General features: G+C 52.8%; 8 protein-coding genes and 5 pseudogenes. 12 read left to right on the forward strand and 1 reads right to left on the reverse strand.

What is annotated here, in order from left to right; translation table 11 throughout:
• Window positions 1–26: 26 nt before the first annotated feature.
• A pseudogene (locus LEPTO7104_RS39560) lies at window positions 27–1,098 on the reverse strand (IS630 family transposase).
• 76 nt (window positions 1,099–1,174) lie between these two features.
• Here LEPTO7104_RS39560 and LEPTO7104_RS43875 point away from each other — a divergent pair.
• The 12 genes and pseudogenes from LEPTO7104_RS43875 to gnd all read left to right on the forward strand — a co-directional run.
• Window positions 1,175–1,408, forward strand: a pseudogene (locus LEPTO7104_RS43875) (DUF2231 domain-containing protein); the annotation flags it as partial.
• Window positions 1,405–2,031, forward strand: coding sequence for a DUF2231 domain-containing protein (locus tag LEPTO7104_RS0128240; protein WP_017301947.1), 627 nt, complete (start codon window positions 1,405–1,407; stop codon window positions 2,029–2,031). The pseudogene LEPTO7104_RS43875 and the gene LEPTO7104_RS0128240, both read left to right, overlap by 4 nt.
• Window positions 2,032–2,042: 11 nt before the next feature.
• The gene (locus LEPTO7104_RS0128245) at window positions 2,043–2,951 is read left to right on the forward strand and encodes a cytochrome c oxidase subunit II (RefSeq protein ID WP_017301948.1); all 909 of its coding nucleotides are present in this window, start codon (window positions 2,043–2,045) and stop codon (window positions 2,949–2,951) included.
• Between the two features lie 17 nt (window positions 2,952–2,968).
• Window positions 2,969–4,621 (forward strand): cytochrome c oxidase subunit I, encoded by a 1,653-nt coding sequence (gene ctaD / locus LEPTO7104_RS0128250; RefSeq protein WP_017301949.1) that lies wholly within the window; start codon window positions 2,969–2,971, stop codon window positions 4,619–4,621.
• A gap of 10 nt (window positions 4,622–4,631) precedes the next feature.
• On the forward strand, window positions 4,632–5,078 hold the full coding sequence (locus LEPTO7104_RS0128255) for a hypothetical protein (protein ID WP_017301950.1): 447 nt from the start codon (window positions 4,632–4,634) through the stop codon (window positions 5,076–5,078).
• Window positions 5,079–5,252: 174 nt separating this feature from the next.
• Window positions 5,253–6,279: pseudogene (locus LEPTO7104_RS41945) on the forward strand (ISAs1 family transposase).
• A 127-nt stretch (window positions 6,280–6,406) separates the two neighbouring features.
• Window positions 6,407–7,002 (forward strand): annotated as a pseudogene (locus LEPTO7104_RS43880) (cytochrome c oxidase subunit 3).
• A 155-nt stretch (window positions 7,003–7,157) separates the two neighbouring features.
• Window positions 7,158–8,168: a quinone oxidoreductase family protein gene (locus LEPTO7104_RS35760; RefSeq protein ID WP_017301951.1), complete on the forward strand. Its 1,011-nt coding sequence runs from the start codon at window positions 7,158–7,160 to the stop codon at window positions 8,166–8,168.
• Window positions 8,155–8,334 (forward strand): hypothetical protein, encoded by a 180-nt coding sequence (locus tag LEPTO7104_RS35765; protein ID WP_017301952.1) that lies wholly within the window; start codon window positions 8,155–8,157, stop codon window positions 8,332–8,334. Before LEPTO7104_RS35760 ends, LEPTO7104_RS35765 begins: the two co-directional genes overlap by 14 nt.
• Window positions 8,335–8,652: 318 nt before the next feature.
• On the forward strand, window positions 8,653–10,743 hold the full coding sequence (tkt, locus tag LEPTO7104_RS0128285) for a transketolase (RefSeq protein WP_040697804.1): 2,091 nt from the start codon (window positions 8,653–8,655) through the stop codon (window positions 10,741–10,743).
• A gap of 348 nt (window positions 10,744–11,091) precedes the next feature.
• Window positions 11,092–13,966: pseudogene (locus tag LEPTO7104_RS35770) on the forward strand (bifunctional transaldolase/phosoglucose isomerase).
• Between the two features lie 159 nt (window positions 13,967–14,125).
• Window positions 14,126–15,154: a phosphogluconate dehydrogenase (NAD(+)-dependent, decarboxylating) gene (gnd, locus tag LEPTO7104_RS0128295; RefSeq protein WP_017301954.1), complete on the forward strand. Its 1,029-nt coding sequence runs from the start codon at window positions 14,126–14,128 to the stop codon at window positions 15,152–15,154.
• Window positions 15,155–15,569: the final 415 nt, after the last annotated feature.

Here is a 15,569-nt window from a genome sequence, read left to right on the forward strand (position 1 = left end):
TATCAAGTCCGCTTAATCAGCCACACTTAGCATTGAAACACCTTCCACCAATGGAACTGGGTCAAGCCTGAGATAAAATCGGGCAGGTTCAGGAGTTGTACACAGCGTCGCTCCACTTTTTCCAGGAGGTCATCGAGGGTCTCAAACACTCGATTAGCCAAGGCTTCGTTGAGAATAGGCCAGAGTCGCTCTGCCGGTTGCATATGCGGGGAATAAGGCGGGAGAAAAGCAAGGTGTAGGCCTTCCGGTACGACCACCTGCTCTGAGGTATGCCACCCAGCTTGATCCATGACCAGCACGACTCGGTGGTTGGGGCCAATGCCAAAGTGTTCGGCAAAATCAGCCAAGGCTCGATTAAACAGATCGACATTGACCCGAGGCAACAGCCACCAATAGGTTTGCCCGCTGCGAGGATGGACAAAGCCATAGAGCCAAAACCAGTCATAGCGACAGTGGACAGGAGCACTGAGCGACCCAAACCAGTTATCGACCCACACCCGGCGCAGGATGGGATGGAGTCCCAAGCGATGTTCGTCCATGGCCCATAGTTGAACGTCGGCGTCGGGATGAGCGGTTTGGATCGTCTCCAGTTGAGCCTGCAGATTTTTTTTCCCACACCCGCTGCTCCTCTTCGGTAGCGGCGTGCTGATGCTCGGGACGAGGCACCTTGAGAGAAAACTCCATCTGCTTGAGAATCTCCCAACCCCGTTGGCGGTGAACCGGACGGCCTAGGTGCTCACTGAGCCAGTCGGCCACCTTGCGCCCATTCCAGAATCCGCCATCCGGCGGCTCCTCCTGCAAGGCTTGGTACAATAAGGCTTGCCGCTCATCATCGAGAATCACCTGCCCATGGCCTGGATTATGCTGTCGTTGGTCACCCAGCGCCGCCGGGCCTTCGCGGTTATAGCTTCTAACCACTTCATAAATCCAAGCTCGGCTATAGCCGCTAACCTCAGAGACCTCAGCGGTACTCTTGCCCAATTGCAACAGCCAGATCAGCTGATAATGTCCCCGTTCAATCCCGCTCTTAGCCGATTTATAGCACTGTTCCAGTTCCTCAATGGTCAAATGTGGTTCTAGCTTCAGTCGACGCCCCATCTCGCGTTATACCTGTTTTGCAACTCCATCATCCATTCTAGGGTTGATTAGCCGGACTTGATATCAATCGACCTTAGATTGGCACACGATCAATGGTTGGTCGATTGCCGCATTTCTTGTTGCAATCACGGCCTGGCGCGGCATTATTCGAGTCCGTGATCCGAAGATACCGGTGGCATACTTGGGTGCAGCGACATTTTTGATGTGTCTTATCTGTTTACAAATTTATCTCGGCAATTTAGTAGATTGGGTGTACGGACTGCACACCGTTCCCGTTGTTGAAGCTACTCGACAGGGGTTCCTGCAATGAACCCACAACTGATTGAGCAATTAAAACAGTTGGGAATTGAGTTGGGAGCCAATGGCTTACCCTATCGATTTCCGATTCATCCTAATTTTGTACATCTGACGTTAGGGCTATTTATTATTGCGATCGCCTTTGATTTTGCGGGTACATTATTTCCCCTGGAGCGATCGATTCTCAAGTTTTTTGCCATGCTAGCGAGTCGGTCTAACTTTTTCGATGTAGCCTGGTACAACACCGTCGCGGCGGCGGTAATTTCATTTTTTACAGTCGCCGCAGGTTTTTTTGAACTCTTGCTGGCCGATCCGCTAACCGATGTGAAAAGCGCCTGGGGGCTAAGGGCCGGAACCACTATGCTGCTGCACGGGGTAGGCGGCGTGTTGCTGCTCACGATGATTGTGGGCATGACCGTCTGGCGCGGATATCAGCGCTTTCGCTGGCGTCAGCATATGCCCCAACAGGTGCAGTGGAGCTATCTGCTAGCGGGCGTTTTGATCCTGGGATATATGTTTATTCACGGCACCCTGGGAGCCCACTTAGGAGCCGAATTTGGCGTACATAACACTGCCGCTGGCCTGATTCGGCAAGGCGAAAACCCCAATCAAGTCCTTCAGCCTGAAGGGCCATAGCTGTAACTATCATGCAAATCTTTAATGCCTTACTACTAACAATTTGGGTGGGTATCACCATTTTTACTAGCCATATCCTGGGGCAGCAAGCCTACGATTGGCTACCCACCGCTGCCGCCGCCGAAGCCGAACTCGTAGGTCATCTGTTTAGCTTTTTAGTGACCCTCGGAACCATCGTCTTCTTGGGTGTTGGAGGCATGATCGCGTATTCGATTTTGTTTTACCGCACCGCCGCCAGCGATAGGAGCGATGCCCCCCCTATTCGCGGCAATTCAACACTGGAGATTGTCTGGACGGTCATTCCCATTTTGCTGGTGATCTGGATTGCGAGCTACAGCTACGACATTTACCAGCGCATGGATACGCTCGGCTCTTTGCCCCTGGCCCATCTGCACTTGCTAGAGTCTCCCGCTTATGCAGAAATGGGCAGTCAAGATAGCCAACCTAGTGATACTCAACCTAGTGAGCAAATAGAAGTGCTAGCGAAACAATGGGCCTGGTCATTCCACTATCCTAGCCAAAATATTACCAGCACCGAACTCCATCTTCCCGTCAACCAATCTGTTCACCTGGTGTTGCAGTCTGAAGATGTTTTACATGGGTTTTTTGTGCCCAACTTTCGAATTAAGCAGGATATTATTCCAAACCAGGCGATCGCATTTCAATTCACGCCAAATCGCGTGGGTCAATATCCACTCTATGACTCTCAATTTAGCGGCACGTATTTTGCTCTGATGCAAGCAACTGTCTATGTTGATACCCCAAAACAATACGCCCAGTGGCTGGCTCAAGCCGCGACTCAGCCACCTGTACCCGCCGTAAATTCGGCAAATTCTGAACATGCGCAGCCGCCTAGCCTTCCGGTACGAAGCCATTGGCACACCGTCTCGCCTGCCCCGCCGCCGCTTGTGAATCAATAACACTAGGAAGGTACGTGATGACCACTATTCCCGCTGCCGATGCTGGCGGCCCCCTCAGGCCTCAACCAGCCAGCTGGAGACGCTACTTCAGCTTCAGCACCGACCATAAAGTAATTGGCGTTCAGTATTTAGTCACCGCGTTTCTCTTTTTTCTGATCGGTGGTTTGTTCGCCATGATTGTGCGGGCAGAACTGCTGACGCCGCAGCTAGATATCGTCGATCGCTCCCTCTACAACGGCCTGTTCACGATCCACGGCACAATCATGATCTTTTTGTGGATCTTTCCGGCCAATGTGGGGTTGGCGAACTATCTGGTGCCGCTAATGATCGGGGCACGCGAGACGGCGTTTCCGGTGCTGAATGCGCTCGCATTCTGGCTGATTCCAGTAATCGGAATTTTGCTGCTGCTGAGCTTTTTTCTGCCCAGCGGTACGGCTCAGGCAGGCTGGTGGTCTTATCCTCCAGTGAGCATACAAAACCCATCGGGTCACTTGATCAATGGAGAGTTTGTTTGGTTACTGGCCATGGTTATTTCTGGGATATCGTCCATCATGGGTGCGGTCAACCTGGTCACTACAATTGTGCAAATGCGGGCACCGGGGATGACCTTCTTTCGCATGCCGATTTACGTCTGGACAACGCTCAGCGCCCAACTGCTGCAGTTGTTTTGCTTACCCGCCCTGACGGGGGCGGCCATCATGCTGTTGTTTGATTTGTCCCTAGGTACCGACTTTTTTACGCCTTCCAAGCAGGGCGATCCCATCATTTACCAGCACCTGTTTTGGTTTTACTCCCACCCGGCGGTGTATGTGATGGCGCTGCCTGCCTTTGGGGTCTTCTCAGAAGTTTTGCCTGCTTTTGCTCGCAAACCGCTGTTTGGCTACAAAAACGTTGCCATTTCCTCCATGCTGATCTGCGTGATCAGCACGACGGTTTGGGTACACCACATGTTTGCCAGTGCCACCCCCAACTGGATGCGTATAGTCTTCATGGCCACATCGATGCTGGTGGCGGTGCCCACAGGCATTAAAGTGTTTGCCTGGGTGGCAACGATCTGGCGCGGCAAGCTGCATTTTCAAACCCCCATGCTGTTTGCGCTAGGGGGCGTATCAATGTTTTTGTTTGCGGGCATTACGGGAGTAATGCTGGCGGCTGTTCCATTTGACATTCATGTCAACAATACCTACTTTGTGGTCGGGCACTTCCACTACGTAGTCTTTAACACGATCACAATGGCGATCTATGCCGGCATTTACTACTGGTTTCCTAAAATCACCGGGCGTATGTATTCCGAAGGGTGGGGTAAGCTGCACTTTTGGTTAACCTTAATTGGCGCAAATCTTAACTTTTTTCCCATGCATGCTTTGGGTTTACAAGGCATGGTGCGCCGCATTGCCTCCTATGACCCGCAATACACCGGACTGAATGTGGTTGCCAGCGTCGGGGCGTTTTTGTTGGGCATGTCTACCTTACCGTTTATCGCCAATATGGTGAGTTCCTGGTTGCAGGGGCGCAAAGCCCCAGACAATCCTTGGAATGCGACGGGGTTAGAGTGGACAACGTCGTCACCCCCGCCGAGCGAAAACTTTGCTGAGATTCCGATTGTTACTTCAGAACCCTACGGTTACGGAGAGCAGAACCGTTTAGTAATTGATCCCCTATCTACTTGAGAAACTTCCTATGAAGACACACACAACCCACCAGTTGATGGCCGGATTGTTAACCATTAGCGCGATTGGACTGCTGCGATCGCCCTCCCTCATGGCGTTTCCGATTGCCCAGGTTCAATCCAGTTCTGAACAAAGCGCTAGCCTGTCCTATCAAGGCAGCTGGCAGGGCACGTTTCGGACTGTCGGGTCTCAGGGCCAAATCATTGTATTTATCGATCCATCTGGCAACCTCTACGGCAGCTTAGAGGCTAACGACGGTGGTAACTTTGCTCAAATCAGTGGGCACCACTGCGGCAATACCTTTTACCTGACGTTTACGCCTCCACCGAGCAGTCTTAACCAGTTTGGCACCGCTGAGCCATACAGCGTCGAGGTAACAGCCACCTGGGAGCAGGGAATGAATCAATTTGTGATCTCAGCCCCGACCCAGGGCCATTTCATTCTCAAGGAAGGCTGAGGATGCTAGAGTTTCAGGCTGATCACCTTTTCGCTAAGGCTTATGCATCTTCCCTCGCAATCCTCTGCCGTTGGCTCGAAACCTAGCCTTGAGGCACGGCCTGAGAGAATTGAGATTCTCGAAGCCTTCGCGGACCTGCCGGATGTGCGTAAGGCATCTGGGAAGCGGCATCACATGGCCCTGTGCCTAGCACTTTTTACCCTGGCAGTGACGGCAGGCAATCGAGGATTTTTGTCCATTGGCGACTGGCTCAGGTGCTACCAGCACGATTTGATTGACCTCTTCGACCCGCCCAAAGGTCGTCTGCCCTCCTACAGTACAATTCGCCGAGTGCTACTGAAGCTGGACTATGGGGAGTATTCAGCGGCCTTAGCGCGGTTCTTTGGCATTGAAGCGTTACCGGGTGAAACCTTAGCGGTAGATGGCAAAGTCTTACGCGGGTCGTATCAACTAGAGCGTGACAATCCTGACTCTCCCCCGCATCCCGCCATTCTGCTGGTCAGTGCCTATCTAGTGGAGCGTGGGTTGATTCTGGAACCCTATCAGGTCAACCATAAAACCAACGAAATCAAAGCCTTGCCGGAATTCATCGAGCAACTGGCGCTCAAGGGGGTGGTGATTGCCTTTGATGCGGTTAGCACCCAAAAAAACCTGTCAACTCATCCTTGACACCAACAATCATTACTTGGGTGCCCTCAAAGGCAATCAAAGTAGCTTGCACAAAAGCGTTCAGGCCAACTTTATCGCTGAAGCCAGCTATACCGAGCTTAGTAAAGGGCATGGGCGACTGGAGAAGCGGGTCGTTAGCCTTTGCACAACCCTCGATACTATCAAGCCCTGGCCAGGTCTGAAGACACTGGTGCGCGTCGAGAGTGAGCGCCAATTCAACTACGGCGGACAGCCCCGCCGAGAAACCGAGACTCGCTATTATATCGCGTCGTTTTTAGAATCAGCGGAATCCTTTGCTCAGCGCATTCGGGGCTATTGGGGCGTCGAAAACAAAGTGCACCACGTTCGGGATGTGACCCAAGGCGAAGATGCTTCGCGCATCCGCATGCATCAGTTGCCGCAAATCTTTGCCGTCGCGCGTAACTTCGCGCTCAATCTCTATCGCTCCAACGAGTTCTCCAATATGGCTCAGGCTGAACGACTCTGCAAATTTGGCCTAGATACCCTCAAGACCATTTTTAGAATGAAATAGCCCTGGCCCCGACCGGAACAGGGCACACGCAACTGTACACCTTTGTTCGACCATCCCATCAGTAAGCTACTGGATGGGTTGCGATCGCCCCTATCGCCTATCACTCAACCTCCTTCAAGGATTAGTCATGCACAGCCCCATTGACTCAGAAAGCCTATCGCCCAACCGTACGGGTTCTACTCCTGGTCAAGATAATCTGGCATTCGGATTTCCTATCTTTCTGCTGTCAGAAAGCGTTATTTTTTTGAGTTTTTTTGTCACCTATGCCCTGCTGCGCTGGAAAAATCCCGACTGGTTTCCACCGGGTGTAGCTGGATTGGATATTCCCAGAGCGGCAATCAATACAGGCATTTTGGTATTCAGCAGCGCTATGATTTATGTCGCAGAACGGGCACTCAAACGCCACCAGCTAGTTACCTTCCGTCGCTTTTGGCTGCTGACGATCGCCCTGGGATCATTTTTCTGATCGGGCAGGCCGTCGAATGGCGCAATATGCCCTTTGGTCTGGATGCCGGGTTGGCCGGGGCAACCTTTTATGTGCTGACGGGTTTTCACGGACTGCATGTGGTGACAGGGGTGATCTTGCTGCTGTACATGTATTTCCGTTCTTTGGTTCCCGGCAATTACGACAGGGGACATCAGGGGGTCAGCGCCGTTTCACTCTTCTGGCACTTTGTTGATGCAATTTGGATTGTGTTGTTTCTGCTGCTCTATCTTTGGTAAATAGCAGATTTATGTAAAGACTTTATTCACGAAAAAATCTAGGCTTTTCTAGGTTCTTGCATTGTAGTTTATTTGTCTTTTTGATTTTTTCCAAAACTAATAAAGTGTTGCGATCGCAGTTTTAGTACCCCAAAAAATCATTATTAGGAGCAATCATGTTAGCCGTTCGCATTGATCATTTTGGCTCTCCATCTGAGCTTTTAATTCAAGAATTGCCAATCCCAAATCTGGCAGCAGATGAGGTTTTAGTCGAAGTTTATGCAGCGGGCATTAACCCCAGCGATGTCAAAAATGTGGCCGGAACGATGCAGCACACCACCCTGCCCCGTACTCCCGGTCGAGACTTTGCGGGCATTGTTGTAGAGGGCCCAAAAAATCTAGTTGGCGCTGAAGTCTGGGGGACCGGCGGCGACATTGGCTTTACCCGTGATGGCACCCATGCCCAATACATTGCTTTGCCCAGGGATGCCGTTGCCCCCAAGCCCTCAAGCCTCTCCATGGATGAGGCCGGGGCCATTGGCGTTACCTACGTGACCGCCTGGCTGTGTCTCAATGCGGCGCAGTTGGTAGCAGGTGAAACGGTTCTGGTAATTGGCGCAACGGGGGGCGTCGGCAGTGCCGCGATGCAAATTGCCAAATGGCAGGGAGCGCGCGTGTTAGGCACAATCCGGCGAGAGGGCGATCGCACCCTGGCTCAGAAATCGGGGGCCGATCAGGTCATCAATCTAGCCGACCAGAAACTTTCCGCAGCCGTTTTGGCCGCAACCGATGGCCAGGGGGCTTCAGTCATTATCGACACCGTTGGCGGCCCCATGGTAGAACCCTGCCTGAAATCCCTTGCGCCCAGGGGGCGGTTGACGGAGATTAGTTCTCCGGCAAAGGAGCGGCGAGTGTGTTTTGACTTAATTGATTTTTACCATCGAGAGTCGAGGCTGCTGGGGGTCGATAGTCGGGCGCTGGATGCTCGGGCCTGTGCCGAAATTTTGGGTGCGTTGACGCCTGGGTTTGAATCGGGCGTTCTCCATCCCCCCGTCGCCGGAATATGCCGTCACTCGCTTCAAAATGCGATCGCAGCCTATGAGCAGGTGCTCAATCGAAGCGTTACCGGCAAAGTCATGCTTGCACCCAACTTTATCGAGGAAAGAGCAACCAATGGAATTCATTAAAGCGGCGGGCATGGCCATTCTCGGGGGCTGGATTATCGGCATAGTGTTTGCCGGGTTAAAGCTACCTGCTCCGGTGCCTCCACTATTGGGACTGGTGGGAGCAGCTGCGGTGGTCTTTGGCGGATATTGTTACGAATTAGCCGTCAAGCTCATTTTGAAGCAGTAGATAGGCAATAAAAATTAGCTTAAGTAAGCCATTTCTCTACTGCTGTTCTGCAGCTGTCAGAGAAATGGCTTATTTTAAGGTATTAAAAAATGACCTCAATTTCAATCATTGTTAATTCTCTTAAGTTCCTGTCTAACATCGCAATTTTGAATGGTTAAGCAGCTGGGTCGCTTTCATACTGACTTTAGTTGAACATAAATCGCCATCCAAAATTAAGAGCCTTTTAGTTTTTTCTGTATCTAGATAGGGTTCGCATAATACCATTTTGCTGTCTGTTTAGCTGATCATATTTAAAGGAAGAATGCCGTGATTGCCCAAATGCAAACTGCTAGCCAGACTCAATTTGATCAGCTGTGCATTAATACCATTCGTACACTATCAATGGATGCTGTGCAGCAGGCAAAATCTGGGCATCCGGGTACGCCCATGGCCTTAGCTCCGGTGGCATATTGCTTGTGGCAGCAGTTTTTGCGGTTCGACCCGAATGATCCGCTCTGGGCAAACCGCGATCGCTTTGTGCTTTCCAACGGACATGCCTCAATGCTGCTGTATTCGCTGCTGTACCTGACGGGTGTGAAAGCCGTTAACGCGAAGTATGAACAGTTGGGTGAACCCGCTGTGACGCTGGATGATATTAAACATTTCCGTCAGCTAGATAGTAGGTGTCCCGGCCATCCTGAATATCATTGGACATCTGGTGTTGAAACTACTACAGAGCCATTAGGGCAAGGGGTAGCGACGAGTGTGGGAATGGCGATCGCGGGCCAGTGGATGGCCCAATACTTCAACCGTCCAGGCTTTGAGCTATTCAACTACAGCGTTTATGCCATCTGTGGTGACGGCTGCATGATGGAGGGCATTTCCAACGAAGCGGCCTCGATGGCCGGACACCTCAAACTTGGTAATCTTTGCTGGATTTATGACAACAACCACATCACGATTGAAGGAAACACCGATCTGACCTTCAGTGACGATGTCGGTACTCGGTTTCTAGCCTATGGCTGGAATGTGCTTCGCGTTAGCGATGCCAACGATTTAGAGGCATTGAACCGGGCCTTTGAAACCGTTCAGGCCACCCATGACCGCCCGACGCTGATTATTGTCGATAGCCACATCGGCTACGGTTCGCCCCACAAGCACGACACCAACACCGCCCACGGAGAAGCCCTGGGAGAGGAGGAAATTCGCCTCACCAAACGTAACTATGGGTGGCCCGAAGATGCCCAGTTTTGGGTGCCGGATGGGGTGCAAGCGCATTTTCAAAAGCACTTAGGGCAACGGGGGCAACGTCTGCATCAGGAGTGGATGCAGATGTTTGAGGCATACAGCGCCCGCTATCCGGAACCGGCGGCTCAACTCCACCAGATGCAGCATCGCCAGCTTCTCGATGGGTGGGACAGCCATCTCCCCATCTTTGCGGCTGATGCCAAAGGACTGGCTGGACGGGATGCGTCTGCCCAAGTTCTCAATGCGATCGCCCCTCACATTCCCTGGCTGATAGGCGGCTCCGCTGACCTCAACCCTTCCACCAAAACTCGCCTGACCTTTGATGGCGCGGGGGATTTTAGTAAGTGCGATCGCGGCGGTCGTAACTTTCACTTTGGTATTCGTGAACATGCCATGGCCGCTGTGTTGAACGGGTTATCGCTCAGCAAAATTCGTCCTTACGGTTCTGGTTTTTTTATTTTTAGTGATTACTGTCGTCCATCGATCCGGCTCAGCGCCCTGATGGAAATTCCGGTCATTTATATCTTCACTCATGACTCGATTGGGGTCGGTGAAGATGGGCCGACCCACCAGCCGGTTGAGCAGTTGGCGTCTCTGCGGGCAATTCCGGGACTGATTACCCTGCGCCCCGCCGATGCCAACGAAATTGTCGAAGCCTGGCGAGTGATTATGCAGTTACAGCATCAGCCGGTGGTGTTAGTTCTGAGTCGGCAAGCCTTACCCACGCTCGATCGCACCCGGTACGCGACGGCCTCTGGGGTGGCTCAAGGAGCTTACATTTTGGCCGATGTCAATGATGGTCTGCCCGACGTGCTGCTGCTTTCGACTGGCAGCGAAGTTTCGCTCTGCATCGAAGCCTACGAATACTTGAAGGCCGAAGGCATTAAAGCGCGGGTGGTGAGTATGCCGTCGTGGGAGCTGTTTGAGCAGCAAAGCCAGGACTACCGCGATCGCGTGATTCCGCCTTCGGTGACAGCGCGTGTCTGTGTAGAGCAGGCATCCACGTTTGGCTGGGGTGAATATGTCGGGTCTCAGGGTGCTCGCGTTGTCATGCATACGTTCGGGGCTTCAGCTCCGTTGAAAGAACTACAGCACAAATTCGGCTTTACCCCTGACAAAGTTGTTGCCGCTGCCAAAGCCCAGCTATCGATAAAAGTTGACGTTGAATCTACTTCTAAATAGGAGTCCGAACCGATGCCTCTCTCTAGAACTGCTCATTTATCGCACTCTATTGCTGTTGATCCCGTGACTCAACCATCCAGTCAATGCACCCTAACAGATTTCGCAGAACCTCTCAGTTTCTTAGGATTTCTGCTACTCCTGGGCATGACGGGTTGTTTCTATTTAGGACGCTGGAGTCAGAAACGATGGAAGGGACACGCTATCGACCATCACCACCAGCACATTCAAGATTTAGAAAGAATTTGGAAAATGTCGGCTCATCAAAACCTTGAGTGATACCGTCTAGGGCTTCAACTCAGGAAATTTGTATGGATTTGGCGTATTGATTTAGTTTAGGAATATGAACTCATGATTGCGATACAAGTATCCAAAAACTCTCTGCAAGCACTGCAATCCTATGGGCAATCGGTGTGGCTGGACTACATTCGTCGTAGCTTAATTACCAGTGGAGAACTGCAGCGGTTAATCGATGAAAACGGCCTGCGGGGGGTGACCTCGAATCCGTCAATCTTTGAAAAAGCGATCGCCGGTAGTACCGACTACGACCTGGCTCTGAACATGGTTGAACATCGCCAGGATCGTGATGTCATGGCGCTGTACGAAGCGTTTGCCATTGCTGATATCCAGGCCACCGCTGACCTGCTAAAACCGATTTATGACCAGATGAATCGCCGGGATGGCTACGTCAGTTTAGAAGTTTCGCCCTACCTGGCCAACGACACCGAACAAACGATCGCAGAAGCCCGCCGACTGTGGCGGCAGGTCGATCGCCCCAATGTGATGGTTAAGGTACCGGCCACGCTTGCGGGAATTCCGGCGATTCAACAGTTGATTGGTGAAGGCGTTAACGTCAACGTGACGCTGTTGTTTACTCAGGCGGTGTATGAACAGGTTGCCAATGCCTACATGACTGGACTGGAAATGCTGGCGGCCAAAGGGGGAGACATCAGCCGCATTGCCAGCGTCGCCAGCTTCTTCGTCAGCCGCATTGATACCGCTGTTGATCAGCAAATTACAGCTCAGCTCAAAACTGCGACGGATGCAGCGCAGCGGGATTTGCTCAAAGGCTTGTTGGGTTAAGGTGGCGATCGCCAATGCCAAACTGACCTATCAGCGCTATCAAACCCTGTGTCAATCCAGTCGCTGGCAGAACCTGGCCAGCCAAGGGGCGCAGACCCAGCGGTTACTGTGGGCCAGCACCGGCACCAAAAATCCTCAGTACAGCGACGTTCGCTATGTGGAAGAACTGATTGGGGCCGACACGGTAAACACCATTCCACCCGCAACCCTCGCCGCCTTTCGCGATCACGGGCAACCCAAACTGGGTCTGGGTGAAGGGCTGGAGGATGCTCAATCGGTACTGTTAAATTTTCAGCAAGCTGGTATTTCGCTACAGCAGACGACCGACCAGCTGTTGGCAGACGGCGTCACCCTGTTCAAGCAGGCCTTTGACCAGCTCCTGAGCGCGATTGAGAGCAAGCGGGCGGACATGCTAGAAGCTCAGCTCGATCGCTTTGCCTACCAGCTACCAGAAGCTTTGAATGCTGCGGTGCAAGCCTCCCTGGACGATTGGCAAACCGGCGGCAAAACTCGTCGCCTGTGGGCGCAAGATGCCACCCTCTGGACGGGTAGCGATGAGAATCAGTGGTTGGGCTGGCTTGGCATTACCGAAGATCAGCTGGCTCACCTGGAGCCTCTCCAGCAGCTGGCGCAGGATGTTCAGGATCTCGGCTTCACCCATGTACTGCTGCTGGGAATGGGCGGTTCGTCGCTCTGCCCGGAAGTGATGAAGCTGACTTTTGGCAAAGTGGCAGGGTTCCCCGAACTGCTGGTGCTCGATTCCACAGATCCGGCTCAGATCAAGGCGATCGCCAGCCAGATCGACTTCACCCGCACCTTGTTTATTGTGTCGAGCAAGTCTGGCAATACGCTAGAACCCAATATCTTCAAGCAATATTTCTTCGATCGCGTGCAGCAAGTGGTGGGTGCCGAATCCGCTGGTAACCGCTTTATCGCGGTGACCGATCCGGGGTCTAAGCTCCGGCACATTGCTGAGGGTGACGATTTTCGCCATGGGTTCTTCGGAGTGCCCAGCATCGGCGGGCGGTACTCGGCCCTCTCCAACTTTGGCATGGTGCCAGCGGCGGCAATGGGTGTGGATGTGGTCCAATTTCTCGATGCTGCCGAAGTCATGGTGCATTCTTGTGCTCCATCGGTTCCGGCCAAGGAGAATCCTGGCGTTGTGTTAGGTAATATCTTGGGCGTCTTGGCCACCCAAGGACGCGATAAAGTCACGCTGATTACCTCCCCCGGCATTGCCGATTTGGGCGCGTGGCTAGAGCAACTGCTGGCCGAATCTACCGGCAAAGACGGTAAGGGATTGATTCCCATCGATCAAGAGCCGTTAGGGACGCCAGCGGTCTATGGCAATGACCGCCTCTTTGTCTATATTCGCCTAGAGGCTGCGCCCGACCCGATGCAAGATGCTACCATTGCCGCCCTAGAGCAGGCCGGACAGCCGGTAGTGCGGATTACCGTTGCTGAGCCCTATCAAATTGGTCAAGAGTTCTTTCGCTGGGAGATTGCCACGGCGGTAGCGGGGTCCATTATTGGCATCAATGCCTTCAACCAACCGGATGTGGAAGCGAGTAAGGTTGTCACTCGCCAGCTAACCGAAGCCTACGAAAAAACAGGCACCCTACCGCCAGAAACTCCGATCTTCATCGCTGACGATATTCAACTCTTTACTGACTCCCAAAATGCTGCTGTGTTAACCGCCGCCGTCGGAAATTCTCAACTGCTGGCAAGCTATCTAAAGGCGCATTTAGACCGGGTAAAGTCGGGAGATTACGTCGCCCTGCTGGCCTATGTTGATCGCACCATTGTCTACCAGATCCAACTGCAAACGCTTCGAGAAACCATTCGAAACGCGAAACAAGTTGCCACCTGTTTAGGCTTTGGGCCTCGCTTCTTGCACTCGACCGGGCAGGCCTATAAGGGTGGCCCCAACAGCGGTGTGTTTATCCAAATCACCTGTGACGATGCCATGGATATCTGGGTGCCTCAGCAGAACTACACCTTTGGTGTCGTCAAAGCGGCCCAGGCTCGAGGCGATTTTCAGGTATTAGCCGAGCGAGATCGTAGGGCACTACGAATTCATCTAGGCAGGGATGTGCAGGCCGGTTTAGCTACCCTGCAAATGGCGATCGAGCAGATTCTGTAAGCGATGTACAGATCACCTAGTAGGTTGGGTTAAGCCCAGCAAAAGCCAATATTGACATAACTTTGGGGTTAAGTTTTGTGCCTCAACTCAACCTACGAGTTTTAGCAATTTAAGAGTTTTGTCCAGTCAATTAATTGAGAATCACATTGGAGACCCACTATGCAGCTTGGTGTCATTGGTCTAGGGCGAATGGGCGCAAATATTGTCCGACGGTTGCTACGCAATAACCATGATTGTGTGGTGTTCAACCGCACCCCCGAAAAAGCAAAACAATTGGCAACAGAAGGGGCGATCGCTGCCTATAGCCTGGATGATTTTGTGCAGAAACTCGACAAACCTCGTGCCATTTGGCTGATGGTACCGGCCGGAGAACCCACCGAGCAGATGGTCAACGATCTGGCGACAAAGCTGGATGCGGGTGACATCTTAATCGATGGCGGCAACTCTTACTACGTTGACGACTTGCGTCGAGCCCATATCCTGGCAGCCAGCGGTATTCACTATGTCGATATCGGCACCAGCGGCGGCGTGTGGGGGTTGGAGCGTGGCTACTGCATGATGGTTGGCGGGCCAGAGGCGGCGGTGCAGCATCTCGACCCCATTCTCAGAACCCTGGCCCCAGGCGTCGGCACTATCGATCGCACCCCCGGTCGAGCGCAAGTCGGCGGTACCGCTGAGGAAGGCTATTTACACTGTGGATCTAACGGGGCGGGGCACTTCGTCAAGATGGTGCACAACGGCATTGAATACGGCATCATGGCCGCCTATGCCGAAGGCTTCAACATTTTGCACCACGCCAATGTGGGCAAGCAGGAGCAATCGGCCAATGCCGAAACGGCTCCCCTGCGCAATCCTGACCATTACCAGTACGACCTCAACCTGCCGGATGTGGCAGAAGTCTGGCGACGAGGCAGCGTGATTGCCTCCTGGCTGCTAGATTTAAGCGCGATCGCCCTGCTGCAAGACCCCCACCTCTCTACCTTTGCCGGCCACATCTCCGATTCTGGAGAAGGACGCTGGACCATTATCGCGACGATCGATGAAGGCACCCCGGCTCCCGTGCTGAGTGCCGCCCTCTACGAACGGTTTAGCTCCAGGGGCGAGGGCGACTTTGCCAATAAGCTGCTCTCTGCCATGCGCTACCAGTTTGGCGGACATGTCGAGCAACACGCTGAGGTAAACTCATGACGATCGCCACGGCAACACCACCTGAACAGAAAACCTCGGCGCGTTCGGCGGCCCCCTGCACCATCGTCATTTTTGGGGCAGGGTAAGCGCAAGAAAACTATCGATACATTGTGCTAGGTTGCGAGCCCTGCAGCAAGGACAGTGAGCATGTAGTCAGGACTCATTGAGGCTCGCTTTGCCTTCTGCTTAAGACTTCGTTTTTTTGAGGTTTCTTGGTTCAGCACACTGATGCTCACGGTTCGCTCATTTTTAAATGAGGTCAGCCAATTGGGATAGGTTAGGGCTATGGATACCCCCCTAACCATTATCACCGAACGGGTTGACGATATTCCCCTGTTGCTGGCCCAACTGCAGCGGATGGACGTGCAACCCCTGCTCGACGACTACTTTCCGACCCATGGGGAACTGGCAGGGG

Origin of the sequence: Nodosilinea nodulosa PCC 7104 (assembly GCF_000309385.1) — a bacterium.
GTDB classification, from domain to species: domain Bacteria; phylum Cyanobacteriota; class Cyanobacteriia; order Phormidesmidales; family Phormidesmidaceae; genus Nodosilinea; species Nodosilinea nodulosa.

Coding starts and splice junctions, on each gene's coding strand:
- LEPTO7104_RS0128240 (WP_017301947.1), top strand. CDS start 1,405: ATGAACCCACAACTGATTGAGCAATTAAAACAGTTGGGAATTGAGTTG.
- LEPTO7104_RS0128245 (WP_017301948.1), top strand. CDS start 2,043: ATGCAAATCTTTAATGCCTTACTACTAACAATTTGGGTGGGTATCACC.
- ctaD (WP_017301949.1), top strand. CDS start 2,969: ATGACCACTATTCCCGCTGCCGATGCTGGCGGCCCCCTCAGGCCTCAA.
- LEPTO7104_RS0128255 (WP_017301950.1), top strand. CDS start 4,632: ATGAAGACACACACAACCCACCAGTTGATGGCCGGATTGTTAACCATT.
- LEPTO7104_RS35760 (WP_017301951.1), top strand. CDS start 7,158: ATGTTAGCCGTTCGCATTGATCATTTTGGCTCTCCATCTGAGCTTTTA.
- LEPTO7104_RS35765 (WP_017301952.1), top strand. CDS start 8,155: ATGGAATTCATTAAAGCGGCGGGCATGGCCATTCTCGGGGGCTGGATT.
- tkt (WP_040697804.1), top strand. CDS start 8,653: ATGCAAACTGCTAGCCAGACTCAATTTGATCAGCTGTGCATTAATACC.
- gnd (WP_017301954.1), top strand. CDS start 14,126: ATGCAGCTTGGTGTCATTGGTCTAGGGCGAATGGGCGCAAATATTGTC.